The organism is Nonomuraea sp. NPDC005501 (assembly GCF_040605905.1).
Lineage (GTDB): Bacteria > Actinomycetota > Actinomycetes > Streptosporangiales > Streptosporangiaceae > Nonomuraea.
This window is the reverse complement of sequence record NZ_JBEXDT010000038.1, coordinates 17,702-41,828: the sequence shown is the minus strand read 5'-3', so window position 1 is coordinate 41,828 and position 24,127 is coordinate 17,702. Positions and strand designations below refer to the sequence as shown.

Sequence of the window (24,127 nt, the reverse complement as noted above, 5' to 3'; positions counted from 1 at the left end):
TCCCCGTGATCGCGACCGTGCGGACCGCGCTGCGCTCCGTGCTGCACTGGAAGCCGCTGGCGCCCGCCCCGCGCGCCGGTGAACCGGAGGCTCCCGGTGCGGGCGAGCAGCCCTGGACGGGCGGCGGCCCCGCGGCGCTGATGGCGCTGACGGAGCGGGTCCCGGCACTGGCCGCGCCGTGCCGGATGCACCCGGCCGTGTACGCGATCGAGGCGGCCGTGGCCGACTGGGCCAGGCGCACCGGGCTGGAGGCGGACCCGGGCGTGGGGTTCCACCGGATCGCCGGGCGGGCGCTGGCCGAGTTCGACGCCGCCGCGGCGGCGCTGTTCGCGCAGTGGCTGACGTGGCTGTTCCACCTGGACGACGAGATGGACGAGGGGCCGGGCCGGCTGGAGATCTTCCAGGGGCTGCTGGAGGGCCGTTCCGCGCATCCGCTGGAGGCGGCGTTCGCGGACCTGTGGCGGGTGACGAGCGTGCGGATGAGCGACCAGTGGCGGGCCAGGTTCGCCGCGAACCTGGCCCGCCACCACGACGCCTGCCGCGCGCAGGCGGCCAACCGCGCGGCGGGCCTCGTGCCGACGCTGCGGCAGTACCCGGCGCTGCGCCGCGCGACCGTCGGCCCGTACGTCTTCGACCTGGTCGAGCCGTGCCTGCGGGTGGAGGCGCCGGCGTGGCTGCACGGCTGCGAGGCGTGGCGGGAGCTGGTGGACGCCTGCAACGACGTGACGGCGTGGTGCAACGACGTGGCGTCCCGGGCGAAGGAGCGTGGCGACGGGCACAACCTGGTGGTGGTCGCGGCGCGCGAGCTGGGGCTGGCGGAGCCGGAGGCGGTGGCCTGGGTGCTCGACCGGATCGCCGAGCGCTGCCAGGACATGAACCGGGCGGCGCGGCGGCTGCCGCTCGACGAGCTGGGGCCGCGCGTGGCGCGCGACGTCAGCAAGGTCGCCTGCGCGTATCTGGCGGCGCCGCGCGCGCACATCGACTGGCTGGTGGAGTCCACCCGGTACGCGCGCCCGTGAACACCCGGGTCAGGGGGCGTGGAGGGCGAGGGCGTCGCCCGTCGGGGTGCGCCGGTAGACGACCTCCTTGCCGACGCGCAGGCCCATGGCCAGCCCGCTGTCGCTGAGCACGCCGAGGTGCTGGCTGACCGCGCCCCGGGTGATCGCCATCCGGTCGGCCAGCGCCGACGTGGTGGCCGGCTCGGCCAGCGCGAGCAGGATCCGCGCCCGGCTGCGCCCGATGAGCGCGGCGAGCGCGCCGGGCGCGGGCGGCGGTCCCTGCTCCCACAGCGTGCCGACGCCGGACACCGGGTAGACGAGCATCGACTGGTACGGCTCGGACATGACGGCCGTGGCGGGCCAGAAGAACGCGCTGGGTACCAGCAGCAGCCCGTCGCCGTGCAGCCCGCCGATCGAGCAGGTCCAGGGCCGCTCGACGACGAGCCGCTCCCCCGTCCACGACACGGCCGGGTCCAGCCCGGCGAACAGCTCGCGCGCGCCGCCCGTGGCCAGCAGCCGCGACCTGCGCAGCACGTCCCGCTCCAGCAGCGCGTACACGCGCGGCCAGAACTCCGCCAGGCACGTCTCCCAGTACGCCTCCAGCGCGTCGGCCACGCGGGCCACCCCGGCCGCCGGGTCGGCGCGGAACCGCTCGATCACCGCCCGGTCGGAGCCCACGACCCGGGCGGCCTCGGCCCGCGCCCGCTCCGGCGGGGTCCGCCGTACCGTCTCCAGCTCGGTGGCGAGGTCGGGCAGCGGCGTGTCGGGCGGTGGGGTGACGAAGTCGACGAGGTAGCCGTCCGGGGGCACGAGCGCGAACAGCTCCTCCATGTCCAGCCCGGCCAGGCGAGGACGCACGCACTTGATCCACGGCAGGTGCAGCGACTGCCGGGCCGGATCGCGCAGCGTCCGGAGGCTGGCGACCAGCTCCCACAACGGCGAGAACGCGAACCTGATGCGTGCCACGTCCTCCGGTTTCAGCACCCATGTCACCGCCACACGTTTTAGTGTGCCCTAAATCGTTCGCCGATCGCGGCCGGAATCATCACTCTTTGATCCGTGAGTACGCCCCTGATGGACAAGCCCGGTTTCCTGCGGTCCGCGCTCGGCGGGCTGCCGCGCCCGTTCTGGGCCCTGTGGAGCGGCACGCTGGTGAACCGCCTGGGCACGATGGTCATGCCGTTCACCGGCGTCTACCTGACGCAGGAGCGCGGCATGCCCGTGGCGGCGGCCGGGGCCGTGATGGCGGTGTTCGGCGCCGGGTCGCTGCTGTCGCAGCCGCTGGCCGGCGTGCTGGCCGACCGGATCGGCCGCCGGGCCACGCTGGCGGGCGGCATGCTGGCCACCGCCGCCGTGATGCTGTGGCTCGGGGCGAGCACCTCACTCACCACGATCACGGCCGCGATGTTCCTGCTCGGCCTGGTGATCGACGTCTACCGGCCCGCCTCCAGCGCGCTGGTCGCCGACCTCGTCTCGCCGGAGGAGCGCCCGCGCGCCTACGGGCTGCTGTTCTGGGCGATCAACCTCGGGTACGCCCTCGGCATGACCGTGGGCGGGCGGCTGGCGGGGATGGGGTTCTCCTGGCTGTTCTGGATCGACGCGGCCACCTGCGTGGCGTTCGCGGTGCTGGTGTGGCGGGCCGTCCCGGAGACCCGCCCGGAGGCTCAGGAGTCGGCGGGCGGGTTCGGGGTGGTGCTGCGCGACCGGGTGATGGTCGGGTTCACGCTGGTCATGCTGGGCAATGCGCTCATGTACTCCCAGACGGTGACGATGCTGCCGGTCGCGATGACCAAGGCCGTGGGCATGCCGACCGGCGACTACGGGCTGGCCATGGCGCTGAACGGGGTGCTCATCGTCGTCGTGCAGCCCGTGGTGTCCGGATGGCTGGGCCGCCGGGACCCGTCGCGGACGATGGCGCTGGGGCTGGCCGTCATGGCGGCCGGGTTCGGGCTGACCGCGTTCGTCACCACCGTCACGGGGCTGGCGCTGACCATCGTCGTGTGGACGGTCGGGGAGATCATCACGGCCGGCATCGCCGGAACGGTCGTGGCCCGGCTGGCGCCCGCCCACCTGCGCGGCCGGTACGCGGGACTGTCGGGGTTCGCCTGGTCGGCGTCCTCGGTGCTGGCCCCGCTCCTCGGCGGGACCCTGCTGGGGGTCGGGCCGGAGGCGCTGTGGTTCACGATCGGCGGGCTGGGACTGGTGTCGGCGGCCGGCATGCTCGCCCTCGGCCCCGCCGTCCGCCGCCGCTGACCTCCACCCGGCGTTGAGCGGCTGTTGATCGGATGGTGGCATCCGCCCGATATTTTCCTCCCCGAGCGAAGTCCACGGGGTCGAAAGGACGGGTGGGATGCGCCACGCCGGACGGGCGCGAGGGGTGGCGATCGGCCTCGCCGCGCTGGCCGTCGTCTTCGAGCTGACCGACATCTGGGTGACCGCCCAGCTCCCGCAGCCGTCGTACACGCCGCTGCCGTTCGCCCCCGAGGACGTCGCGGGCACGGCGTTCTCGCTGTTCGGCGCGGTTCTCGTGCACGGCAGGCCGCGCCTGGTCATCGGGTGGCTGCTGGTGGTGGGCGGGCTGGGCTCGGCGGCCAACATCCTGGCCGCGAACCTCAACCTGCTCATCGACGGCCCGCCGCTGCACTGGCCGATCGTGAACGTCACCTGGCAGGTCGGCCAGCTGACCCTCGGCGTCCTCCTGCCGCTCCTCTACCCGACCGGGAGGCTGCCGGCCAGGAGGTGGGGGTGGGTGGCCGGTCTGGCCCTGGCCGGCGTCGCCCTTGACTGGGCCGCCGTGTCCGTCCGCAGCCATCCCCTGCGGGAGGCGGCCCACTGGACGGTCGCCGCCGCCATGGGGCTGGCGTTCGTGTCGCTGGCCGTGCGGTTCGCCAGGGGTGACGCGGTCGAACGGCGGCAGTTGCTGTGGCTGCTGGTGACGCTGCCCGGGCTGCTCGTCCCGTGGATGCTCGGCGACCCGTTCTGGTGGCTGGCGTCGCTGGGGATCCCGCTCATCCCGGCGGCGATCGCGGTCGCGATCCTGCGATACCGGCTGTTCGACATCGACACGCTGATCAGCAGGGCCCTGGTCGGCACCGGCCTGCTGGTCATGGTCGGCGGCGTCTACCTGGCGGCCGGGGCGGCGTCGAGCCTGTTGCTGTCGGGGGTGGACCGGGTGGCGGGGCTCGTGGCGGCGCTGTTCGCCGGGGCGTTCTTCCAGCCGATGCACCGGCTGTTCCAGCGCGGTGTGGACCGCCTGCTCTACGGCAGCACCGGCGACCCGGACGCGCTGGCCGAGCGGCTCAAGCTCCACCTCCAGCTCGCCGACCCCGGCCACGGGCTGCTGGCGACGCTGGAGGTGCTGCGCGAAGGGCTGTCCGTGACGGGCGTCGCGGTCGAGGTCGACGACGTCACGACCGTGGCGGGCACGCTCGGCGTCCCGGCCCGCACGGTGCCGCTCATCCGGCACGGCACGCCGGTGGGGCTGCTGCTGGTGGGGCCGACGGAGCGGCGGCGGTTCCCGGCCGCGCACGACGAGCGAGTGCTCGCGACGATCGCGCCGTTCATCTCGGACGCCGCCCATGCCGTACGGATGACGGCCGCGCTCCGGCACTCGCGTGAGCGGATCATCACGGCCCGCGAGGAGGAGCGCCGGCGGCTGCGCCGCGACCTGCACGACGGCCTCGGGCAGTCGCTCAGCGGCATGGCGATGTCGATCAACGCGGCCCGGCTGACCCTGCGCGACTCGCCCGAGCGCGCCGAGCGGCTGCTCACCGACCTGCGCGCCGGCATGGACACGGTCACCTGTGACATCAGGCAGCTCGTGTACGGCCTGCGCCCGCCCGCGCTGGACGAGCTGGGCCTGGCGGGAGCCGTCGAGGAGCTTGCCGGGGCGCCGGTCGAGACGTCAGGCGAGCTGACCGGGTTGCCGGCGGCCGTGGAGGTGGCGGCGTACCGCATCGTGCAGGAGGCCCTGACGAACGCGCGCAAGCACTCCGGCGCCACCCGGATCGACGTCACGCTGCGGCGCCTCACCGGGGAGGCCGCGGGAGGCGGCCTCACGCGGGAGGCCGCGGGCAGCGGGCGGGGCGCCGTGCTGCGGGTGGGCGTCGCCGACGATGGGTGTGGCGTCCCGCCGGACGCGCGGGCCGGCGTGGGGCTGTCGTCGATGCGCGAGCGGGCCGCCGAGCTGGGCGGCACCTGCGTCGTACGGCCGCGCGAGGGCGGCGGCACCGTCGTCCAGGCGGACCTCCCGCTGTGAAGCACCTCGCCGCCCTGCTGCGAAGCGCTGTAGGAAAACGCCATATCTCCCGACATCCAACGGCTCTACGCTTACCTCTGCCATGCTGACATTCACCGCGCTGGGACCGTTCCATGCCTGGTCCGACGGCGTCCCCCTCGATCTCGGCGGCCGGCGGCAACGAGCGGTGCTCGCGCGCCTGCTCGTGGCCGGGGGTCGCGCCGTGCCCGTGACCACGCTCATCGACGAGCTCTGGCCGGGAGACCCGCCCGCGCAGGCGCTGTCGACCATCCAGGGGTACGTCTCGCGGCTGCGCCGCGCGCTCGAACCCGGCCGCGCCCCACGCGAGGAGGCCGGGGTGCTGGTGTCGGCCGCCCCCGGCTACGCGCTGCGCGCCGGCGGCGAGCAGGTGGACGCCTGGCGGTTCGAGGGCCTCGTCCGGTCGGACGGCGATCCGGCGCGGGTGTGGACGGCCATGGAGGAGGCCCTCGCGCTGTGGCGGGGGCCCGCGCTGGCGGAGTTCGCCGATCTGACGTGGGCGGTCACGGAGGCGGGACGGCTGGAGGAGCTGCGGCTGATCGCGGTGGAGCGGCGCGCCGGCGCGGGGCTCGCGCTCGGCCGGGCGACGGCGCTGGTGGCCGACCTGGAGGCGCACGCCTCGGCGTACCCGCTGCGCGAGGAGGCGTGGCGGCTGCTGGCGCTGGCCCTGTACCGGACCGGCCGGCAGGGCGACGCGCTCGGCGCGCTGCGGCGGGCGCGGTCGATCTGGCGGGACGAGCTGGGGCTGGATCTGACCAGCGGGCTGCAGCGCCTGGAGGGCGACATGCTCGCCCAGCGTCTGGAGGAGCCGTCCGCGTCCCCGGCTTCCCCGGTTTCCCCGGGGTCCGCGCTGCGGGTGCTGGTGGCCGACGACCAGGCGCTGGTACGGGCCGGGCTGCGTACCGTCCTGAGCGACGAGGCCGGGCTGGAGCCGGCCGGTGAGGCGGCGGACGGCGAGGAGGCGATCGCGCTCGCCCGGGAGACCCGCCCCGACGTGGTGCTGCTCGACATCCAGATGCCGCGCCTGGACGGACTGGCCGCCGCGCGCCGGATCCTGGCGGACGAGCGCCCGCCCAAGGTGATCGTGATGACCACGTTCGGCAGCGACGAGAACCTGTACGCGGCGCTGCGGGCGGGCGTGAGCGGGTTCGTGCTGAAGACGTCCCCGCCGGAGCAGTTCGTGGCCGCGATCCGGGCCGCGGCGGCCGGCGACGCGCTGATCGACCCGGCGGTGACGACGCGGATCATCGCCGGGTTCGCGGGCCGTACGGACCCGGGCTCTCCCCCGGCGCTGGCCGGGCTGTCCGACGACCGGATCGACGTGCTCAAGCTCGTGGCCCGCGGCCTGACGAACCAGCAGATCGCGCGGACCCTCGCCCTGGCCGAGCCGGCCGTGGCGGCCGAGGTGGCGGCGCTGCTCGATCATCTCGGGCTCATCGACCGGGCGCAGCTCGTCGTGGCCGCCTACGAGTCCGGCCTGGTCACCCCCGGGACGGCCGTCGGAAGATAGCCCGCTTCTCGTCGCTGGGACGATAAAAATCACGGCGTATTAGGCTGGTCGCGTGGCTCAACTGCGCATCGCCCTCGCACAGACCAACCCCACCGTAGGCGACCTCACCGGCAACGCCGACAAGCTCGTGGCGTGGACGCGGGACGCCGCCGACCGCGGCGCCCATCTCGTGGTGTTCACCGAGATGTTCCTCACCGGCTATCCGGTCGAGGACCTGGTGCTCCGCACGTCGTTCGTGGACGCCAGCGTCAGGACGCTCCAGGAGACGGCCGTGCGGCTGCGCGACGAGGGGCTCGGCGAGCTGCCCGTGGTCGTCGGGCACGTCGACCGGGCCGGCCTGGCGCCCCGTGTCGGCCAGCCCAAGGGCGCCCCGCTCGACGCCGCCGCCCTCCTCCACCGGGGGGAGGTGGTGACCCGCACGGCCAAGCACCACCTGCCCAACTACGGCGTGTTCGACGAGTACCGCTACTTCGTCCGCGGCGACCGGCTGCCGGTCTTCCGGCTGCACGGCGTCGACGTCGCCATCGCCGTGTGCGAGGACCTGTGGCAGGAGGGCGGCCCCGTGTCCGTCGTCGGCCGGGCCGGCGCCGGGCTGCTCGTCGTGCCGAACGCCTCGCCGTACGAGAAGGAGAAGGACGACGTCCGGCTGGAGCTGTGCGCGCGGCGGGCACGCGAGGCCGGCTGCGCGCTCGTGTACGCCAACCAGGTCGGCGGGCAGGACGAGCTGGTCTTCGACGGCGACTCGCTGGTGGTGGACGCCTCCGGCGAGCTGGTCGCGCGGGCCGGGCAGTTCCGGGAGGAGCTGCTCACCGTGGACCTCGACCTGCCGGTGTCCACGGACGAGCCGGGCCGGTTCCCGTACGACGCGGGCGACGGGTCCACGATCACCGTGGAGCGGCTGGTGCTGTCGTCCGAGCCCGTCCCGCCGTACGAGCCGCAGCCCCCGGTCGTCGCCGAGCGGCTCGACCTGCACGCCGAGGTGTACTCGGCGCTGGTGCTGGCCGTGCGCGACTACGTCGCCAAGAACGGCTTCCAGTCGGTCATCCTGGGCCTGTCCGGCGGCATCGACTCGGCGCTGACCGCCACCATCGCCTCCGACGCGATCGGCCCCGACCGGGTCAACGTGGTGCTCATGCCGTCCCGCTACTCCTCCGACCACTCGCTCGGCGACGCCGAGGAGCTGGTACGCCGCCAGGGGGTCAGCGCCCGCGTCGCTCCCATCGCCGACATCGTGGACGCGTTCGAGAAGGAGATCGAGCTGTCCGGCCTGTCCGCCGAGAACCTCCAGGCGCGCGTCCGCGGCATGATCCTCATGGGTCTGTCCAACGAGCACGGCCACCTGGTGCTCACCACGGGCAACAAGAGCGAGCTGGCCACCGGCTACTCCACCCTCTACGGCGACTCGGCGGGCGGCTTCGCGCCGATCAAGGACGTGCCGAAGACGATGGTGTGGGAGCTCGCCCGGTGGCGCAACCAGCACACCGACCCGTCGTTCCTGCTGCGCGCCGACCGTCCCGTGCCGGAGAACTCCATCACCAAGGAGCCCAGCGCCGAGCTGCGCCCCGACCAGCGCGACACGGACTCGCTCCCGCCGTACGAGGTGCTGGACCGGCTGCTGGACGACTACGTGGAGAAGGACATGGGCTCCCGGGAGCTCATCGACGCGGGCCACGACCCTGATCTGGTGGCGCGGATCATCCGGCTGGTGGACCTGGCCGAGTACAAGAGGCGCCAGTACCCGCCGGGGCCGAAGATCACCCCGAAGAACTTCGGCCGCGACCGCCGCCTGCCCATCACCAACCGCTGGCGCGAGACCACCTGACCTGCGTCCCAGGAGCCGTCCTTCGACATACGGCGCCGCCTGCCCAGCGGGCGGTCGCGCCCCTGGTGAGAGGCTTCCCGTGCAACAGTTTCCCCACCCCGTTCCTCTGAGATGTGAAGGAACGACGAAGGGCGACGACTGTTGGATGCTGATCCCCGTTTCGCGGAGTTCGTCGCCGAACGCGGCGAAGCGCTCCTGCGCTACGGCTACATGCTGGCCGGCAATCCGCACGACGCGGCCGACCTGGTCCAGGAGGCGCTTCTGAAGCTGCGCGCCGCCTGGCCCCGGCTGCGGAGCAAGGAGAACCCCGAGAGCTACGCACACACCACGATGGCCAGGCTGCACGAAGCCCGAGGACGAGAGCGGCTTCGCCAACGGTCTCGCCGTGGGGAACGGGCACGTCGCCTGGTGGACCGGCAGCAAGAACCGCGTCGCCAGCCTGTGAACCGTACCCGTGGAGGGCGGGAAGCCGCGGCTCGTCGGCACCCAGAGCATCAAGAAGGGCGACGGCAGCGGGATCGACATGCTGGCGGTGGCCGGCGAAAGGATCGTGTTCTCGCTCTACACCGGCGGGGTCTACTCCGTCCCCCTCGCGGGCGGGACGGCGGAATTGGTCAAGGGAGGGGCCGGGATGCACCTGCTCGCCTGGCCGTGGATCGGCACGCCCGGGAAGGGAGGGGAGCCCCATGGCACCGTGTACTCCCGGATCGTGAACGTCGAGACCGGCGAGACCAGGACGGCTGTCACCGAGCCCGGCGAGAAGATCCAGATCTGCGGCGTGACGATCTGCCTCGGTCGGACCGCCGATGACAAGAGCTTCGCCCGGCACCGGGACGGTTCAGCGTACAAGGCTCTGCCCAGCGGGTCGGCCATGCTGAACCCGCCGACGCAGGACCGTTTCTTCGCCTCGGTGTACGGCGACCGCGGCCCTGAGGGCGTGGGGCTCTACGATGTGGACACCGGCACATCGGGCGACCTCGGCTTCCGGGGTGAGGGCCAGAGCATCGGCCTGCCGGCCACGGATCCGACCGGCCGGCTCCTCAGCTACACCGTGGGCGACCGGCTCTACCTGATCGACCTCGACAGGATCCGGTGACCGTTGACGCTGCGATTCGACAACGCCCAAGGTCTCAAGGCGCGTTCAGCGCGACCAACGGCCTGCGGCCGGGTGTGGGGAGGAGAACGCGGCGTGAAGTTGACCGGGCGCCGGCCGGGTGATGGAATCCGGTCTCAGCGTCGCGTGTACCCGGCAAGCAGATCGCCGAGGGCATGGAGGCGCCGGACCATGGGACATCCATGCGACCCACCACCACACCCGGCGACCGCCTCGCGGCGTTCGGGGACCAGCTGATCGACGTTCACCGCCGGCTCCGTGCCGAACTGGCCCGGTTGCGCCGGGACCTCGACGCCCATCTCGATGGCCGGGCCGCGCGGCCGAAGGAGCTCCAGGCCCACTGCCTGGCCTTCTGCTCGGCCCTCGAACGCCACCACACCGGCGAGGACGCCGTGGCCTTCCCCGCCCTCGCCGAGCACGTACCGGAGCTGCGGCCCGTCCTGGAGGAGCTGGCGCGCGACCATCGCCAGGTCAGCGACATGCTGCGGACGCTCCAGGACCTCCTCGACGGCCTCGCCACGACCGGCGCCGCGGAGGCCCGGCGCGTGCGCGGCGAGCTCGACGGCCTCGCGGCCCTGGTCGAGTCGCACTTCACCTACGAGGAACGGAAGATCGTCGCCGCCCTCGACACCCTGCGGGCACCCGCCTGGGCGGCGTCACCGCCTGACTTCCTCCTGCGGCCCTGAGGCGGCCCCGGCGGCGGATCAGGAGCCGGTGACGCGGGCACTGCGGCCACAGGACGCGGCAGACCCCGAGGTGGCGCTCCTGCAGCCCTTCCGCCGCCGGCCGGAGAGCGTCCCGCCGGTCCTGGGCCGACAGGGGCGTGCCGCTGTTCCGGTACCTGCCGTCGCGCGGGCCGACGAGGTCAGAGCTCCGTCGAGGCCGCGGCGATGACGCCGCGGACCGCCCGGGTGATGCGCTCGGCGGCCGTCGCGGGGTCGGGGCGGCCCGTGTCGAGCCAGGCGATGACGCCCTCGACGGCCACGGCGAAGGCCAGCCGCGCCGCCCAGGCGGCCCAGCCGGGGTCGGGGACCCGCTCGCGGAGCTGCCGGTGCCCGAGGTCGACGGACGTGGCCATGAAGGAGTCGAGGACGTCGCGGAACTCCGGCTCGCGGGCGGCGTAGCGGAACAGCAGCCGGAACCCGTCGGGGTCGGCGTCCGCGGCGCGGACGAGAGCGGGGATCCGCGCGTGGAGCGAGGCGGCCCTCGACACCACCGACCACGCCCGCTCGGCAGCCGGGCTGGCCGAGCTCTACCGGTACGGCTTGGAGCTCGTACGACGCAAGCGGCGCGAACCGGCGGACGACGTGATCTCGCGCCTGTGCGAGTGGCCCGACGCCGACGACGAGGTCGCCAGGCGGTCCATGATGCTGCTGTTCGCCGGCCACGAGACGACGGTCGCCCAGATCGGCCTCGGGGCGGCCCTCCTGCTCGCGGACCACGACCGGTGGCGTGCCCTGGCGGACGACCCCGGCCTCGTGGACGGCGCCGTCGAGGAGGTCCTGCGGGCGGCGCCGGCGGGGGCCACCACCGGCGTCCCGAGGTACGCGCGGACCGCCTTCGAACTCGGCGGCGCCGCGGTCAAGGCCGGCGATCTCGTCCCGCTGGACACGGACGCCGCCAACCACGACCCGGCGACGTTCGAGCGGCCCGGCACCTTCGACGCCACACGGCGGGGGCCGGGGCATCTCTCCTTCGGGCACGGGGCGCGCTACTGCATCGGCGCGCCTCTCGCCCGTATCGAACTCCGCACCGCCTTCTCGCAGCTGATCCAGAAATTTCCGGACATGCGGCTTGCGGTGCCCGTCGAACGGCTCCGGCCCCGGACCGGACAGCTCACCGGCGGACTCGTGGAGCTTCCGGTCACCTGGTGAGCGCCGCAACCTTTCGCCCCGGCCACTCCCGCGAAGGCAACCGATGCCCGATCCTCCCCGAAAGGACGGTAACGAGAAAATCGGGGGGAACTCATGGACATCGGCTACATCCTCATCCTCGCCATCGGTGTGCTGGTCGTCGCCGGGATGGGCGTTCTGCTCGTCCGGACGGTGCTCAAGCAGGTCAGCGAGGAGCAGTGGAACGTGCGCATCCGCTGACGGGCGACCGCCGCCCCGGCTGTGGCGGGTGATCGGGACGCTCGACGCCGCGGGCGCTGCGGGCTGCTGCTCCACAGCGGCGTCCTCGTGCTCATGGGTGGGCTCGTAACGCTGTACGCGCTGACCTGAGCCCGGTCCGCCTCCTGCGGGGCGGCGGACCGTCACCGACGCCCCGCTCCGCGACGCGACGGCCGCCCCGGGCGGGAGCCGGGACGGCCGTGACAGAAGGGAACAGGAAGGGAGCAGGGAGGGAAGGGCGGTCAGCGGCTGGTAAGGCCGCTCAGGACCTGGTCGACGACCCGGGTGGAAAAGTCGTCGGTGACGTCGCCGTTGCCCCACTTGGTGTGCCAGAGCATGGCGCCCGACAGGGTCGCGAGCGCCACCTCCACGTCGACGTCGGGCCTGAGCTCGCCGGAGTCGATGCCACGCTGGACCACGTCGCGCACCGCCTGCTTGCGCGGCTCGATGGCGATCTTCACGAACCGTTCCATGAGCCGCGGGTAGCGGTCGGCGTCGCTCATGGCGATGTTGATGATGCAGCGGGTGCGGGACTTGCGCTTCTCGTCCTGCATGGCCGACAGGAGGGTCACCAGGTCGTCGTGGACCGAGACGCCCGCGACCGGCGGCGGTGGGGCCTTGAGGGTGGCGAGGGCGTCGACGACCAGGTCCTCCTTGTTGGACCAGCGCCGGTAGATGGTCGTCTTGCCGACTCCGGCCCGTGAGGCGATCGCCTCGATGGACAGCTCGGCCACGCCCATGCCCTCCGCGATCAGGTCGAGGGTCGCCTCGACGATCGCCTTCTCGGCCTTCTCGCTGCGGGGGCGGCCCGCCGGACGGGCGGCCGCCGCCGTTCCCTGCGCCATCTCCTGCATCGTCATCGCGGCCTCACACTACCGCTGGTTCCTTCGCCTCCGCCTGCTGCACGGGGGCGGGCTTGCCGGGCATCCACTTCGCGACCACGGCGACACCGAGCAGCGCGATGGCCGCCGACACCAGGGCGGTGATGTGCATGCCGTGGATGAAGGCGTCGTAGGCCGGCTCCATCAGGCCCTGGCCGCGGGCGCCGAGCGCGTGGGAGACGGCGTCCGTCGCCATGAGGGACTCACCGGCGGCGTGCCGCACGGCCTCGGGCAGGCCGGTCAGGTGCGGGGCGATCTCGCCGCGGTAGCTGGAGGACAGCACCGAGCCGAGGACGGCCACGCCGAGCGCGCCGGCCACCTGGCGGACGGTGTTGCTCATGGCCGAGCCGACGCCGGCCTTCTCCCTGGGCAGCGACTCCATGATCGCGGTGGTGGCGGGCGGCATGATGTTGGCCATCGCGGCGCCCTGGATGAAGAAGATCACCTCGATGAGCAGGATGGGCGTGTTCTGGTCGAGGAACGCGTAGCTCACCAGGACCAGGGTGATCACGGCCATGCTGACGCCGGAGGCGAGCTTGCCGCCGAAGCGCTGGTTCACGCGCTGGCTGAGCGGGGCGAAGATGAGCTGCGCCGCCGCGAACGGGATCATCAGCGCTCCCGCCTGGACCGGGCTGAAGCCGAGCACGATCTGCAGGTAGAAGGTCAGGAAGAACATCCCGCCCATCATCGCGAAGAAGACGATGCCCATCATGCCGATGGCCGAGCTGAAGCGGACGTTGCCGAAGTTGCGGACGTCGAAGACGGGGTTGTCGATGCGCCGCTCCCACCAGGCGAACACGGCGAGCACCGCGACGCCGCCCAGGGCGGGGAGGTAGACGGCCGGGTCGGTGACGGTGGCCAGCTCGCCGCCGCGGATGATGCCGTAGACGACCGCGACGAGACCGATGATGGACAGCAGCACGCCGACCGGGTCGAGCTTGGACGGCTTGGGGTCACGCGACTCGGGCACGATGACGCCGATGAGGATCATGCTGATGATCACGATCGGCACATTGACGAGGAAGACCGAGCCCCACCAGAACTTCTCGATCAGCAGGCCGCCGGTGATCGGGCCGATGGCCACGGCCAGCCCGACGCCGCCCGCCCAGATGCCGATCGCCTTGCCGCGCTCGGCGGGCGGGAAGACGTTGGAGATGATGGCCAGGGTGGCCGGCATGATGGCCGCGCCGCCGATGCCCATCGCCGCACGGGCCAGGATCAGCTGGGTGGGATCCTGGGAGTAGGCACTGGCCAGCGAGGACAGGCCGAACAGCAGCATGCCGACGAAGAGCATCCGCTTGCGGCCGGTGCGGTCACCGATCACGCCGAAGGTGAACAGCAGTCCGGCGAACACCAGGGTGTAGGAGTTGATCGCCCACTCCAGCTCGCTCTGCGTCGCGCCCAGACCGTGGACGGGGTCGGCGATGGTCTTCATCGCCACGTTGAGAATGGTGTTGTCGAGCACGACCGCCAAGAGGCTGAAGACCAGCACACCGAGGATCGTCCACCGGCGCGGATGGCCTGCGTGGGTTTCCATGCGAACTCCTCATTTCGATACGTCAAAGTTTCGCAACGCCACCGTATCGCATGATATTCCGATACGCGACGGTGTCGTTTCGAAACTGGTTCGGTCGAGCTCGTGAACGGAACCCGAACAGCAGCCGCCCCGTCAGCGCGTGGAGACGGCCGCCGGCTCCTCCGCGGCGGCCGACGCGGCGCTCACCGCGCGCCCGCGCCAGAACGGCACCGCGACGGCCACCATGGCCACGCACACCATGCCGGCCACGGCGAAGGCCCAGGCCGGGCCGTGCTCGTCGATGATCGCGCCGGCGACGGGCGCGGACACCGCCCCGCCGACCAGCAGGGCGGTGCCGTGCAGGCCCATCGCCTCACCCCGCGCCCCGGCGGGCACCCGCCCGCTCACGGCCTCGACCGTGGACGACAGCGACGGCGCGCACAGCAGGCCGGCGGGCAGCAGCGCCAGCACCAGCCAGCGCCAGTCGGCCCCGGCCAGGCCCACGGGCGCGGTCAGCAGCCCCATCAGCGCGATGAGCACCAGGGGCGAGAACCCCCGGCTCAGCCCGCCGTACACGAACCCGCCCACCAGCGAGTAGACGCACCACACGGCGACGGCGAGGCCCACCCACGCCGTCTCCCCGGCGTTCTTCATGGTGCCGATCAGGGCCAGCTCGCTCGCCGTCAGCACGAACGTGGCCGCGGCGGCGGTGCCGAGCAGCGCGACCAGGCCGGGCGTGAGCCACCGCCGGCGCGGCACGCGGGCCTCCGGCCTCGCGAGCTCCTCGGCCGAGCGGGTCGGCGGATTCAGCGCGATCAGCCCCAGGCCGGCGGCCGTCATGCCACCCGCGATGATCGCCATGGTGGGGCCGCTGCCCAGCGTGGTGACGCCGGCCACGGCGAGCGCGGGACCCGTCATGTACGACAGCTCGACGATCATCGAGTCGAGCGAGAAGCCCATGCGGCGCTGCTCCAGCGGCACCATGGCCGCCAGGCACTGCCTGATCACGCTGAACACCGGCAGCGCCAGCAGGCCCGCGAGCGCCGCCGCGGCCACCAGCGCCGGGAACGGCAGCGCCCACGCGCACGCCCAGAACGCGGCCTGCGCCCCCGTCGTGACGGCCAGCACCGGGCGCAGCCCATGCTTGTCCACGAGCCTGCCGGACAGCGGCGAGCCGACCGCCATGCCGACCGTGCTGGCCATGGTGACCAGCCCGGCCTGCCCGAAGCCGAGCTTCATGCTCTCGACCACGTGCAGCGTCAGCGCCATGCCGGTCGCGGTCGACGGCACGCGGGCCAGCAGTCCTACGAGGAGCAGGACGGGAACGCCGGGCAGCCGCAGCAGACGCCGGTAAGGTTCGAGAGCCATGGTGATTGCTTACCTCCGCACCCATTGTGGCAAGCGGCACCGACAGTCTCGCCACAGGTTTTCGCGGATGGCATCATCGAAGGGTCCGGGTACGCCGCTGGGGCGCCTCGAGACCTTTCTGGAGCGTTCGACATGTCTTCTTCCACCCTGCCCCCACCCCCTCCCACCACCCTGTACGGGGGCGCCACCGGGCGCCGCGTCACCGTCCGCGACCTGGCGGCGGCCAAGGAGCGCCACGAGCGGTGGCCGATGCTCACGGCCTACGACGCCATGACGGCACGGGTGTTCGACGAGGCGGGCGTGCCGGTCCTGCTCGTCGGCGACTCGGCGGCCATGGTCGTGTACGGCTACGACTCCACGGTCCCCGTCACCGTGGACGACCTGCTGCCGCTGACGGCCGGCGTCGTGCGCGGCTCCTCGCGCGCGCTCGTGGTCGCCGACCTGCCGTTCGGCTCCTACCAGGCGTCTCCGGCGCAGGCCCTGGAGTCGGCGGCCCGCTTCCTGAAGGAGGCCGGCGCCCACGCCGTCAAGCTGGAGGGCGGACACCGGGTGCTGCCCCAGGTGGAGACGCTGGTGTCGGCCGGGGTCCCGGTCATGGGCCACCTCGGGCTGACGCCGCAGTCGGTCAACGTCTTCGGCGGCTACCGCGTCCAGGGGCGCGGCGAGTCGGGCGAGGAGCTGATGAAGGACGCCAAGGACCTGGAGCGGGCGGGCGCGTTCGCGGTGGTGCTGGAGTGCGTGCCGGCCGAGCTGGCCGAACGCGTGACGACGTCGCTGTCGATCCCCACGATCGGCATCGGCGCGGGGCCGGCCACGGACGCGCAGGTGCTCGTCTGGCAGGACCTCATGGGGCTGACGCCGCGCCCGGCGAAGTTCGTCAAGACGTACGCGGACCTGGCCGGCGACCTCGACCGCGCGGCCCGCGCCTTCGCCGAGGACGTCGTCACCGGCGCCTTCCCGGCCCGCGAGCACACCTACCGCTGACCCGCCGTCCCCGCCGCGGCTTCCCGCCGCGGCGGGGTCACGCCGCGTTCACGGTGGCCGGGTCAGCGCGGGAGCGGCGGTGTCACTCCGCGTTCACTGTGGCCGGGTCAGCGCGGGGGCCGCGGTGTCACTCCGCGTTCAGGGTGGCCGGGTCGGTGTTGGAGCCGCAGACGACGACGGCGACCCGCTCGCCGGGTGCCGGTGTGTACGCGCCCGACAACAGCGCCGCGTACGCGGTGGCGCCCGCGGGCTCGGCCACCACCCGGTGGCGCTCCCACAGCGTGCGCCGGGCCGCGACGATGGCCTCGTCCGGCACGAGCACGCTGCGCACGCCCGCCCGCGAGCAGACGCCGAAGGCCAGGTCGCCGATCCTGCTGGCGCCGAGGGCGTCGGCCGCCACGCCGCTCACCGGCACCTGCACCGGCTTCCCGGCCCGCAGCGCCTCGTGCAGGGTGGGGATGAGCTCCGGCTCCACGGCGACGATCCGCGGCCCCGTCGTCCCGTCGCCGGGCGCCCCGGCGTCCGGCGACGCCACGTCCAGGGCCCCCGCGGTCAGGGACCCTGTGTTCAAGGACCCCGCGGTCAGGGCTCCTGTGTTCACGGCCCCTGCGGTCAGGGCTCCTGCGTTCAAAGCTCCAGCGCCGAGGGTGACGCCGGCGATCAGGCCGCCGCCGCCCACCGCCACGACGATTGTGTCCACCCCCGGCACCTGCTCCGCCAGCTCCAGCCCGACGGTGCCCTGGCCGGCGATCACCTCGGGCTGGTCGTAGGCGTGGACCGCGAGCGCGCCCGTCTCGGCGGCGCGCTTGGCCGCGGCCTCGGCGGCCTCCGCGTAGATGGCCCCGGTCTGCCGGATCTCCGCGCCCAGGGTCCGCAGACCGGCCACCTTGACCGGGTTCGTCACCTCGGGCACGAAGATCTCGGCCCGGACGCCGAGCGCGCGGGCCGCGTGGGCCACGGCAAGGCCGTGGTTGCCGCCGCTGGCCGCGATCACGCCCGCCGGCGGCAGCTCCCCCGCGGACAGGATCCGGTTGAACGCCCCGCGTACCTTAAACGACCCCGAGTGCTGGAGCTGCTCCAGCTTGAGGAACAGCCCCGGCGACACCTCCAGGACCGGCGTGCGCAGCACGTGCCCCGCGATGCGGCGGGCCGCGCCCGTCACGTCCTCGTACGTCACCGTCATGGGGCCGTCCTTCCGTCGTACACGCTCTGGGTCCCGGTCTAGTCTGCCAACGCCTGCTCGATGTCGGCCCAGAGGTCCTCCGGGTGCTCGATGCCGACCGCGAGACGTACCGTGCCCTCGTCGATGCCGTGCCTGGCCAGCTCATCGGCGCTGAGCGAGCGGTGCGAGGTGGTCGCGGGGTGCATGGTGAGCGTCTCGACGCCGCCCAGCGACGGCGCCAGCAGCGCGAGCCGTACGGACTTCATGAACCTCTCCCCCGCCGCGCGGCCTCCCACGAGGTCGAAGGAGAACACGCCGCCGAAGTCCGGCAGCAGCTTGCCGGCGAGCTCGTACGACGGGTGCGACGGCAGCCCCGGCCAGTGGACGGCGGCGACGGCGGGGTGCTCGGCCAGCCGGGTGGCGAGCAGGCGGGTGTTGGAGCAGTGGCGCTCCATGCGCAGGCCCAGCGTCTGCAGGCCGCGCAGCGTCAGCCACGCCGCGAAGGGGTCCGCCGAGGCGCCGAGCGCGGTGGAGAAGTGCCAGACCTTGTCGTACAGCTCTCGGTCGCGGAAGACGGCCAGGCCGCCGACGACGTCGGTGTGCCCCGACAGGTACTTGGTGGTGGAGTGGACGACGACGTCGGCGCCGTGCTCGATCGGGCGGCAGAGCACCGGCGAGGCGAACGTGTTGTCCACCACCGAGACCAGCCCCAGCTCGCGGGCCGTCGCGCACATCCCGGGCAGGTCGGCGACGAGGACCATCGGGTTGGAGATCGTCTCCAGGTACAGCAGCCTGGTCTCGGGGCGCACCGCCCGGCGGACCGCGTCCGGGTCGGCCTCGGAGACGTGGGTGACATCGACGCGGAAGCGGGCGGCGAGCTCGTTGAGTATCGCGGCCGTCCCGCCGTACAGGGACTTCTGCGCGATCACGTGGTCGCCGGGCTTGAGCAGGGCGAACAGCACGGTGTTGATGGCGCCCATGCCGGACCCGGTGGCGAACGCCCCGGCGCCGCCCTCCAGGCCGGACACGGCGTCCTCGAGGGCGCGCACGGTGGGGTTGGTGTAGCGGCCGTACACGAACGGGCCGTCGGGGCGGCCCATCGCGTCGGCCATCACCGCCGGGTCGTCGAAGACGAACCCGGACGTCTGGTAGATCGGCATCGTGATCGGCCGGCTGTGCTCGACGGGCGGCTGCGGCAGGTGGACGACGCGGGTCTCGGGACGGAGTTCGGTCATGTCGTCAAGGATGTCCGGAAGAGGTGGCTTTTGTCAGATCCAATGACACAGAATTGGTCCATGAATGGGGCCAATGTGAGCAAGGCCACGGCGGAGCTGAAGGCCGCGGCCGTCCTGGGGGCCACGGCGGGCCTGGATGATCTGGTCGACATGCTCGGCCGGTGGGCGTCCGGTCGCGGGCCGCTGTACCTGCTGCTGGCCGGCCGGCTCCGCGCCCTCATCGACGACGGGGTGCTGGCGCCCGGCACGCCGCTGCCGGCGGACCGGACGCTCGCGCGGCGGCTGGCCGTCGGCAGGGGGACGGTCGTGGCGGCGTACGACCTGCTCCAGCAGGAGGGACGGGTGACGCGCCGGCAGGGCAGCGGCACCCGGGTGGCGCCGCTGGAGCTGCCCGCCTCCCGCACCGCCGACAGCGTGCGCGCGAACCCCCTCCTGCTGCACATCCTGCACCCCCCGGACGGGGTGAGCCTGCTCACCTGCGCCGCGCCCGACCGGCCGCCCGCGGCGTTGGCGGAGGCGTACGAGGAGGCGATCGGGCGGTTGGCCCGGGTCCGCGACCTGGGATACCAGCCGGCGGGCAACCCGGAGCTGCGCGAGGCCGTGGCCGCCTACTACCGCGACCGGGGCCTGCCCACGACGGCGGACGAGATCCTGGTCACGACGGGCGCGCAGCAGGCGCTGACGCTGCTGGCGGGGCTGCTGCTGTCGCCGGGCGACACCGTGCTGACCCAGTCCCCCACGTACCCGGGGGCGCTGGAGGTGTTCCGGCACGCCGCCACGGTGGTGCGGCCTGTGGCCCTCGGCGCCTTCGACGCCTCGGTGCCCGGCGCGGTGCCCGGCCTGGCCTCGGCCCTGCGGGAGCGGCCGTCGCTCGTCTACACCGTCCCCACCGCCGGCAACCCCACCGGCGCCACCATGGCCACCGGTGACCGCAGGCGGCTAGCCCGGCTGGCCGGCGAGCACGACGTGCCGCTCATCGACGACGAGGTCTGCGCCGAGCTGTGCTTCTCGGGCGAGACCCCGCCGCCCGTCGCTTCGTACACCCGGGGAGAGCAGGTCATCACCATCGCCTCGCTGAGCAAGCTGGTGTGGGGCGGCCTCCGGGTCGGCTGGGTGCGCGCCCCGGCCCCGCTGGTGTCGCGGCTGGCCCGGCTGCGCGCCGTGCACGACCTGGGCGGCGAGGTGGTCAGCCAGATCGCCGCCGCGGCGCTGCTGCGGCGGCTGCCGGAGATCCGCTCCGAGCGGGTGCGCGAGCTGCGGGCCGGCCACGACCTGCTCTGCGCGGAGCTGGCCGCGCGCCTGCCGTCGTGGTCGTTCGAGCGGGCGAGCGGCGGGCAGACGATCTGGGTCCGGATCCCGCGCGGCGACGTCGATTCCTACGCGCAGGTGGCGCTCCGGCATGGCGTGGCGGTGCCGCCGGGACGCTCGTTCGACCCGCTCGGCGGCCACGCCGACCACATGCGGCTGCACTTCCTGTTCCCGCCGGACGAGCTGTCGCGGGCGGTCGCCGGCCTGGCGGCGGCGTGGGACGCCTACGACGGCAGCCGCCGCCCGGCCCACCGCCACCCGCTCGTCGTCTGACCCCGGATTCCAGCAGCCCGTACGGTGACCGTACGGGCTGCGCTGTGAGCTGACAGCGCGCCCCGCCGCTCCCGGCCGCTGTCACCCTGGGAGCATGACGACGACCTTCGTACTCGTGCACAGCCCGTCCATGGGCCCCTCCACCTGGGCGCCCGTCGCCGCGGCGCTGGAGCGGCGCGGGCACGGCGCCGTGGTGCCCGACCTGACGCGGGTCGCCCGGACCGGGTCGCCGACCTGGCCCCGGGTGGTGGAGACCGTGCGGGACGCCGCTCCCGAGACACCGCTCGTGCTGGTGGCGCACAGCAACGCGGGCCTGTTCGCCCCGGTGGTCAAGGAGGGGCTGGGCGACCGGGTGGTGGCGTGCGTGCTCGCCGACGCCCACGTGCCGCCCCGCAAGGGGCTGGTGCGGGCGGCCGAGGAGGCGGACCTGGAGTTCCTGCGCGGGCTGGCCGGCGATGACGGAATGCTGCCGCGGTGGACCGACTGGTGGAGCGAGGACGTCGTCGCCGGGATGCTGCCCGACGCGGCGACGCGGGCCCGGGTGGTGGAGGAGCAGCCGCGGCTGCCGCTCGCCTACTACACCGAGGCGATCCCGGTCCCGGCCGGCTGGGACGAGGTCAGGTGCTCGTACCTCTGGTACGGCCCGCCGTACGACGTGATGGCCGAGGAGGCGGCGCGGCGCGGCTGGCCCGTGACCAGGATCCCCGGCGCGCACCTGCACCAGGTGGTGGAGCCGGAGGCCGTCGCCGACGCGCTGCTGACGTTGTCGCGCAAGTCGTGAATTCTTCACCGCCGCGCTCCTGAACACCCCGGAATAGTCGCCGGTATGACGGCCATTCGTGCCGGCAAGACCACGACCGTGGAGTGGGGCGGGCTGACGGGGCTGGAGCAGCGGGCCGCGTACGCCGGCGGGACGCTGCTCGCCGCGCGCACCCCCGGGCGGCTTCCGCCTGACGATGGAGGTGCCCGGGAGGCCGCAGCCCTTACGCCGACGTCAGGGCTGCGGCGGCGGAGGCCCGGGTCAGCTCATGTCTGGAACGGCGGGCTTGTCGTTCGTCCACCCGGCCTTGATCGTCTTGATGCCGGACTTGCCGAGCATCGCCTTGCCGCCGTTGTCGAGGTCGGTGTATTCGGCCAGCAGTGTCATGGCCGAGGTGTCCACGAGGAGCTGCTGTTTGAGCACCGAGCCCTTGCGCGACGAGACGGGCAGGGCGAGCTTCTGGCCGGAGCGGCCCAGCGGGTCCTTGCTCCGGCCGAGGTCGCTGACGCCCTTGGTGGTCTTGAGGACCTGGTAGGCGGCGGCCCTGACCTTGTCGGGTACGGGGTTGGCGTACAGGAGCTCGGCCGCCCGCTGAGCGACGTATCGGTCGAGGTTGACCAACCAGTCGTTCTTCGTGGCCTGCGGGGCGGTGGTCTTGGCTTCTTCGGCGGCCTCGTCGATCCAGGTGCTGACCTCGGCGGTCAGCTGCTTCCTGAGCGCCTCAGCCTCCGTCGGCAGCGCCTGGAGCTGCTGGTACGTAACGTACTTCTCGCCCAGCCGGAACCCAACGGGCCGCTCCTTGGTCGCCCTCACCGAGCCCTTGCCGGGCTGGGCGGACAGGTGGATCTTCATGCCCTCCGTGCGGTAGTCCCACGTGGTCGGCGACCCGTCGGCGCGCCAGGCCGCCTCGTCCTTCTTGGTCGCGGGCTCGGCTCCCAGCTCACGGAGGCCGCTCCAACTCCTTCCCTCTGGCGACAGCCACTCGGTGCTGACGCTGCGCTGGGTCAGGTGGTAGCCGTTGCCGACCGCGCGAGGGTGGGTCCTGGTGTAGGTCGTCTCGACCCGCCAGTACGCCCCCTTCGGCGCGTCGGCGGACGCCGGAGCAGAGGCCACACCGGCGAACAGCAGCCAAGCGGCAACGGTAAGAGCGAATCTCATTTCTTCTCCTTCAACGGGTTGGAATCCGCCCAGCGGCTGTCCTGGATCGCGGTGTACGTCAGGAGCAAGCCGTCCGCAGCGGAACGGATTTCGATGGAAAGGGGCCTGCCGGAGGCGGGGTCGATCACCAGCCGGGTCCTGGTCGCCCCCCTATAGTTCGGGGGCGCGAACTCGCTTGACTGGTACTCGATCGCCTGCCCGGCGCGGCCCAGCGCGTCGGTCACCTGCCCGACGGCGGTGACCCCGGGCGCGGAGGCGAGCAGCCGGTACGCGGCGGCCCTGGTCTCGCTGGTCACCGGTGCGAAGAACAGCAGCCGTGCCGCGGTGTCGATGGTCGTGCGGTCGTCGGCGGCGATGAGCGCCTTCAGCCCTTCAGGGGTGTCGGGCACCTCGCTCATTTTGGTCAGCGGCTTGCCCGCCATGAGAATGCGAAAGTCCCAGTCCTCGGTCGACCAGGTCCGCTGCTCACCGGGTTCGGACCGTACGACACCGGAGCGTCCGGTTTCCGCAGGCTTGTCGTATGTCCAGGACGTCGGCGAGCCGTCGGCGACCCAGGCCGTCTCGTCCTGGGGCGTCACGGGTTTGATCCCCTGAGGGGTGTGGCGGTACCAGGTGCGCCCTTCGGGGTCCGCGGGGATCCAGGTCTCGACCGACTCGCTCTCGCGCAGGACGTACCGTCCGCCGGGCTCGTGGAACTGCCGGCCGTTAACCTCCGTGCTGCTCCACCACGCGCCTTCGTCGGGCATGGCGGCCACCGAGGCGGCCGCGATCAGCAGGAACCGCTTGCCGTCCGCCTGGGCGGCCGCGCTATGAGGGGCGGGGACGCCGGCGGGCGTGATGTGCGCGATGACGATCGCTGCCGCTGCGGCGGCCCCGGCCAGGCCGAGCGCCAGCGCACTCCATCTGGCGGCCCTGCGGCCACGCCGTACCCGCTCCTGGGAGAAGGCGACGGCCAGCCGTTCGCGCCCGGCCCGCTCGACCTCGGGCGACAACGGCGGTGCGGGCAGCAGGTCCCGCACCGCCTGGTAATCATCCATCAGGGCCTCCAAACAAGGGATTGACGCCGCCCAGGGCGGCACGAAGCTTCCTGCGCACCCGAGACAGGCGGGATCCGACGGTGCCGTAGGGGATGTCGAGCGCCTGGGCCACCTCTTCATGGCTCAGCTCGGCCAGTGCGCTCAACAGCAGCACGTCTCTGTCGCCGTCGGACAGCGCGCGCAGTCCGGCCGCGAGCCGCCCCTGTGTGCTCACGGCGTCCATGCGGGCGATCACGCGATCCTCGTGGCCGTGCTCGCGGTCGTCGTCCGCGCCAGCGCTGCGCTGCAGCGCCGCCAGCCGTCGGGTTTCGGCGCGCCGGTGTAGCGCGATCACGTTGCCGGCAAAGCCGTAGAGCCAGGGACGGACCGCGCCACGCTGGGGATCGAACGTCTCACGTTTCCTGAACGCGGCCAGGAACACCTCGGCCGTGAGATCGTCCGCGGCCTGCCGGTCGAGTCGCCTGCCCAGGTAGGCGTGGATCTCGCTCACGTACCGGTCGTAGATCTCGCCGAACCGTTCGGGTGTCCGGCGCGACAGCTCCACCAGGGCCTCGTCGCTGACCGTCTCCGGCGGATCGTCGAGGCCCGGAGCCGTCATCTTGGCAGTCACACCC

22 protein-coding genes and 1 pseudogene are annotated in these 24,127 nt (G+C 73.1%); 13 read left to right on the top strand and 10 right to left on the bottom strand.

Annotation, left to right across the window (positions count from 1 at the left end):
• Window positions 1-5 precede the first annotated feature (5 nt).
• The gene (locus ABZS51_RS19950; protein WP_355442857.1) at window positions 6-1,019 is read left to right on the top strand and encodes a terpene synthase family protein; all 1,014 of its coding nucleotides are present in this window, start codon (window positions 6-8) and stop codon (window positions 1,017-1,019) included.
• 9 nt (window positions 1,020-1,028) lie between these two features.
• Here the strand turns inward: ABZS51_RS19950 and ABZS51_RS19945 are convergent, their stop codons facing one another.
• On the bottom strand, window positions 1,029-1,997 hold the full coding sequence (locus tag ABZS51_RS19945; protein ID WP_355442854.1) for a DUF5937 family protein: 969 nt from the start codon (window positions 1,995-1,997) through the stop codon (window positions 1,029-1,031).
• A gap of 60 nt (window positions 1,998-2,057) precedes the next feature.
• Here ABZS51_RS19945 and ABZS51_RS19940 point away from each other — a divergent pair, with 60 nt between their 5' ends.
• The 7 genes and pseudogenes from ABZS51_RS19940 to ABZS51_RS19910 all read left to right on the top strand — a co-directional run bounded on the left by ABZS51_RS19940 (window position 2,058) and on the right by ABZS51_RS19910 (window position 10,406).
• Window positions 2,058-3,251, top strand: coding sequence for an MFS transporter (locus tag ABZS51_RS19940; RefSeq protein ID WP_355442850.1), 1,194 nt, complete (start codon window positions 2,058-2,060; stop codon window positions 3,249-3,251).
• Window positions 3,252-3,348: 97 nt separating this feature from the next.
• Window positions 3,349-5,256 (top strand): histidine kinase, encoded by a 1,908-nt coding sequence (locus ABZS51_RS19935; protein ID WP_355442847.1) that lies wholly within the window; start codon window positions 3,349-3,351, stop codon window positions 5,254-5,256.
• A gap of 82 nt (window positions 5,257-5,338) precedes the next feature.
• The gene (locus ABZS51_RS19930) at window positions 5,339-6,784 is read left to right on the top strand and encodes a BTAD domain-containing putative transcriptional regulator (RefSeq protein ID WP_355442844.1); all 1,446 of its coding nucleotides are present in this window, start codon (window positions 5,339-5,341) and stop codon (window positions 6,782-6,784) included.
• A 52-nt stretch (window positions 6,785-6,836) separates the two neighbouring features.
• The gene (locus tag ABZS51_RS19925) at window positions 6,837-8,606 is read left to right on the top strand and encodes an NAD+ synthase (RefSeq protein ID WP_355442841.1); all 1,770 of its coding nucleotides are present in this window, start codon (window positions 6,837-6,839) and stop codon (window positions 8,604-8,606) included.
• A 141-nt stretch (window positions 8,607-8,747) separates the two neighbouring features.
• Window positions 8,748-8,933 (top strand): annotated as a pseudogene (locus tag ABZS51_RS19920) (sigma factor); the annotation flags it as partial.
• Between the two features lie 127 nt (window positions 8,934-9,060).
• Entirely contained in the window at window positions 9,061-9,702 is a 642-nt protein-coding gene (locus ABZS51_RS19915) for a hypothetical protein (RefSeq protein ID WP_355442935.1), read from the top strand.
• Between the two features lie 200 nt (window positions 9,703-9,902).
• The gene (locus tag ABZS51_RS19910; RefSeq protein WP_355442838.1) at window positions 9,903-10,406 is read left to right on the top strand and encodes a hemerythrin domain-containing protein; all 504 of its coding nucleotides are present in this window, start codon (window positions 9,903-9,905) and stop codon (window positions 10,404-10,406) included.
• 179 nt (window positions 10,407-10,585) lie between these two features.
• Here the strand turns inward: ABZS51_RS19910 and ABZS51_RS19905 are convergent, their stop codons facing one another.
• On the bottom strand, window positions 10,586-10,936 hold the full coding sequence (locus ABZS51_RS19905; protein ID WP_355442835.1) for a hypothetical protein: 351 nt from the start codon (window positions 10,934-10,936) through the stop codon (window positions 10,586-10,588).
• A gap of 49 nt (window positions 10,937-10,985) precedes the next feature.
• Here ABZS51_RS19905 and ABZS51_RS19900 point away from each other — a divergent pair, with 49 nt between their 5' ends.
• A complete protein-coding gene (locus tag ABZS51_RS19900; protein ID WP_355442832.1) occupies window positions 10,986-11,594 on the top strand; it encodes a cytochrome P450 in 609 nt (202 codons plus the stop codon).
• Between the two features lie 93 nt (window positions 11,595-11,687).
• Window positions 11,688-11,813, top strand: a complete 126-nt coding sequence (locus ABZS51_RS19895; RefSeq protein WP_355442829.1) for a hypothetical protein — start codon at window positions 11,688-11,690, stop codon at window positions 11,811-11,813.
• A 260-nt stretch (window positions 11,814-12,073) separates the two neighbouring features.
• Here ABZS51_RS19895 and ABZS51_RS19890 read toward each other — a convergent pair whose 3' ends face one another.
• The 3 genes from ABZS51_RS19890 to ABZS51_RS19880 form a co-directional block, all read right to left on the bottom strand.
• Window positions 12,074-12,691 carry a TetR/AcrR family transcriptional regulator gene (locus tag ABZS51_RS19890; protein ID WP_355442826.1) on the bottom strand — a complete coding sequence of 206 codons (618 nt, stop codon included), beginning with the start codon at window positions 12,689-12,691 and terminating at the stop codon, window positions 12,074-12,076.
• A 7-nt stretch (window positions 12,692-12,698) separates the two neighbouring features.
• The gene (locus tag ABZS51_RS19885; protein WP_310715201.1) at window positions 12,699-14,249 is read right to left on the bottom strand and encodes an MFS transporter; all 1,551 of its coding nucleotides are present in this window, start codon (window positions 14,247-14,249) and stop codon (window positions 12,699-12,701) included.
• A 132-nt stretch (window positions 14,250-14,381) separates the two neighbouring features.
• Window positions 14,382-15,596, bottom strand: a complete 1,215-nt coding sequence (locus ABZS51_RS19880) for an MFS transporter (protein WP_355442823.1) — start codon at window positions 15,594-15,596, stop codon at window positions 14,382-14,384.
• 132 nt (window positions 15,597-15,728) lie between these two features.
• Here ABZS51_RS19880 and panB point away from each other — a divergent pair, with 132 nt between their 5' ends.
• Window positions 15,729-16,580, top strand: a complete 852-nt coding sequence (gene panB / locus ABZS51_RS19875) for a 3-methyl-2-oxobutanoate hydroxymethyltransferase (RefSeq protein ID WP_310715206.1) — start codon at window positions 15,729-15,731, stop codon at window positions 16,578-16,580.
• A gap of 127 nt (window positions 16,581-16,707) precedes the next feature.
• Here the strand turns inward: panB and ABZS51_RS19870 are convergent, their stop codons facing one another.
• Window positions 16,708-17,763 (bottom strand): threonine/serine dehydratase, encoded by a 1,056-nt coding sequence (locus tag ABZS51_RS19870; protein ID WP_355442820.1) that lies wholly within the window; start codon window positions 17,761-17,763, stop codon window positions 16,708-16,710.
• Between the two features lie 38 nt (window positions 17,764-17,801).
• Window positions 17,802-18,977, bottom strand: coding sequence for an aminotransferase class I/II-fold pyridoxal phosphate-dependent enzyme (locus ABZS51_RS19865; RefSeq protein WP_355442817.1), 1,176 nt, complete (start codon window positions 18,975-18,977; stop codon window positions 17,802-17,804).
• 60 nt (window positions 18,978-19,037) lie between these two features.
• Between ABZS51_RS19865 and ABZS51_RS19860 the strand changes: the two genes are divergently transcribed.
• Complete coding sequence (locus ABZS51_RS19860) at window positions 19,038-20,558, top strand: PLP-dependent aminotransferase family protein (RefSeq protein ID WP_355442814.1); 1,521 nt, start codon at window positions 19,038-19,040, stop codon at window positions 20,556-20,558.
• A gap of 94 nt (window positions 20,559-20,652) precedes the next feature.
• Entirely contained in the window at window positions 20,653-21,339 is a 687-nt protein-coding gene (locus tag ABZS51_RS19855) for an alpha/beta hydrolase (RefSeq protein WP_355442811.1), read from the top strand.
• A gap of 240 nt (window positions 21,340-21,579) precedes the next feature.
• Here the strand turns inward: ABZS51_RS19855 and ABZS51_RS19850 are convergent, their stop codons facing one another.
• The 3 genes from ABZS51_RS19850 to ABZS51_RS19840 are packed head-to-tail and all read right to left on the bottom strand — an operon-like array spanning window position 21,580 to window position 24,123.
• A complete protein-coding gene (locus tag ABZS51_RS19850) occupies window positions 21,580-22,476 on the bottom strand; it encodes a hypothetical protein (RefSeq protein WP_355442809.1) in 897 nt (298 codons plus the stop codon).
• Entirely contained in the window at window positions 22,473-23,513 is a 1,041-nt protein-coding gene (locus tag ABZS51_RS19845; RefSeq protein ID WP_355442807.1) for a CU044_5270 family protein, read from the bottom strand. The genes ABZS51_RS19850 and ABZS51_RS19845 overlap by 4 nt, the downstream gene beginning before the upstream one ends.
• The gene (locus tag ABZS51_RS19840; RefSeq protein ID WP_355442805.1) at window positions 23,506-24,123 is read right to left on the bottom strand and encodes an RNA polymerase sigma factor; all 618 of its coding nucleotides are present in this window, start codon (window positions 24,121-24,123) and stop codon (window positions 23,506-23,508) included. The genes ABZS51_RS19845 and ABZS51_RS19840 overlap by 8 nt, the downstream gene beginning before the upstream one ends.
• Window positions 24,124-24,127: the final 4 nt, after the last annotated feature.

What these genes read in the sequence shown, in the direction of transcription:
- ABZS51_RS19935 (WP_355442847.1), top strand. Translation starts at nt 3,349, where the DNA reads ATGCGCCACGCCGGACGGGCGCGAGGGGTGGCGATCGGCCTCGCCGCG.
- ABZS51_RS19930 (WP_355442844.1), top strand. Translation starts at nt 5,339, where the DNA reads ATGCTGACATTCACCGCGCTGGGACCGTTCCATGCCTGGTCCGACGGC.
- ABZS51_RS19910 (WP_355442838.1), top strand. Translation starts at nt 9,903, where the DNA reads ATGCGACCCACCACCACACCCGGCGACCGCCTCGCGGCGTTCGGGGAC.
- ABZS51_RS19895 (WP_355442829.1), top strand. Translation starts at nt 11,688, where the DNA reads ATGGACATCGGCTACATCCTCATCCTCGCCATCGGTGTGCTGGTCGTC.
- ABZS51_RS19890 (WP_355442826.1), bottom strand. Translation starts at nt 12,691, where the DNA reads ATGACGATGCAGGAGATGGCGCAGGGAACGGCGGCGGCCGCCCGTCCG.
- ABZS51_RS19885 (WP_310715201.1), bottom strand. Translation starts at nt 14,249, where the DNA reads ATGGAAACCCACGCAGGCCATCCGCGCCGGTGGACGATCCTCGGTGTG.
- ABZS51_RS19880 (WP_355442823.1), bottom strand. Translation starts at nt 15,596, where the DNA reads ATGGCTCTCGAACCTTACCGGCGTCTGCTGCGGCTGCCCGGCGTTCCC.
- panB (WP_310715206.1), top strand. Translation starts at nt 15,729, where the DNA reads ATGTCTTCTTCCACCCTGCCCCCACCCCCTCCCACCACCCTGTACGGG.
- ABZS51_RS19870 (WP_355442820.1), bottom strand. Translation starts at nt 17,763, where the DNA reads ATGACGGTGACGTACGAGGACGTGACGGGCGCGGCCCGCCGCATCGCG.
- ABZS51_RS19865 (WP_355442817.1), bottom strand. Translation starts at nt 18,977, where the DNA reads ATGACCGAACTCCGTCCCGAGACCCGCGTCGTCCACCTGCCGCAGCCG.
- ABZS51_RS19860 (WP_355442814.1), top strand. Translation starts at nt 19,038, where the DNA reads ATGAATGGGGCCAATGTGAGCAAGGCCACGGCGGAGCTGAAGGCCGCG.
- ABZS51_RS19855 (WP_355442811.1), top strand. Translation starts at nt 20,653, where the DNA reads ATGACGACGACCTTCGTACTCGTGCACAGCCCGTCCATGGGCCCCTCC.
- ABZS51_RS19850 (WP_355442809.1), bottom strand. Translation starts at nt 22,476, where the DNA reads ATGAGATTCGCTCTTACCGTTGCCGCTTGGCTGCTGTTCGCCGGTGTG.
- ABZS51_RS19845 (WP_355442807.1), bottom strand. Translation starts at nt 23,513, where the DNA reads ATGGATGATTACCAGGCGGTGCGGGACCTGCTGCCCGCACCGCCGTTG.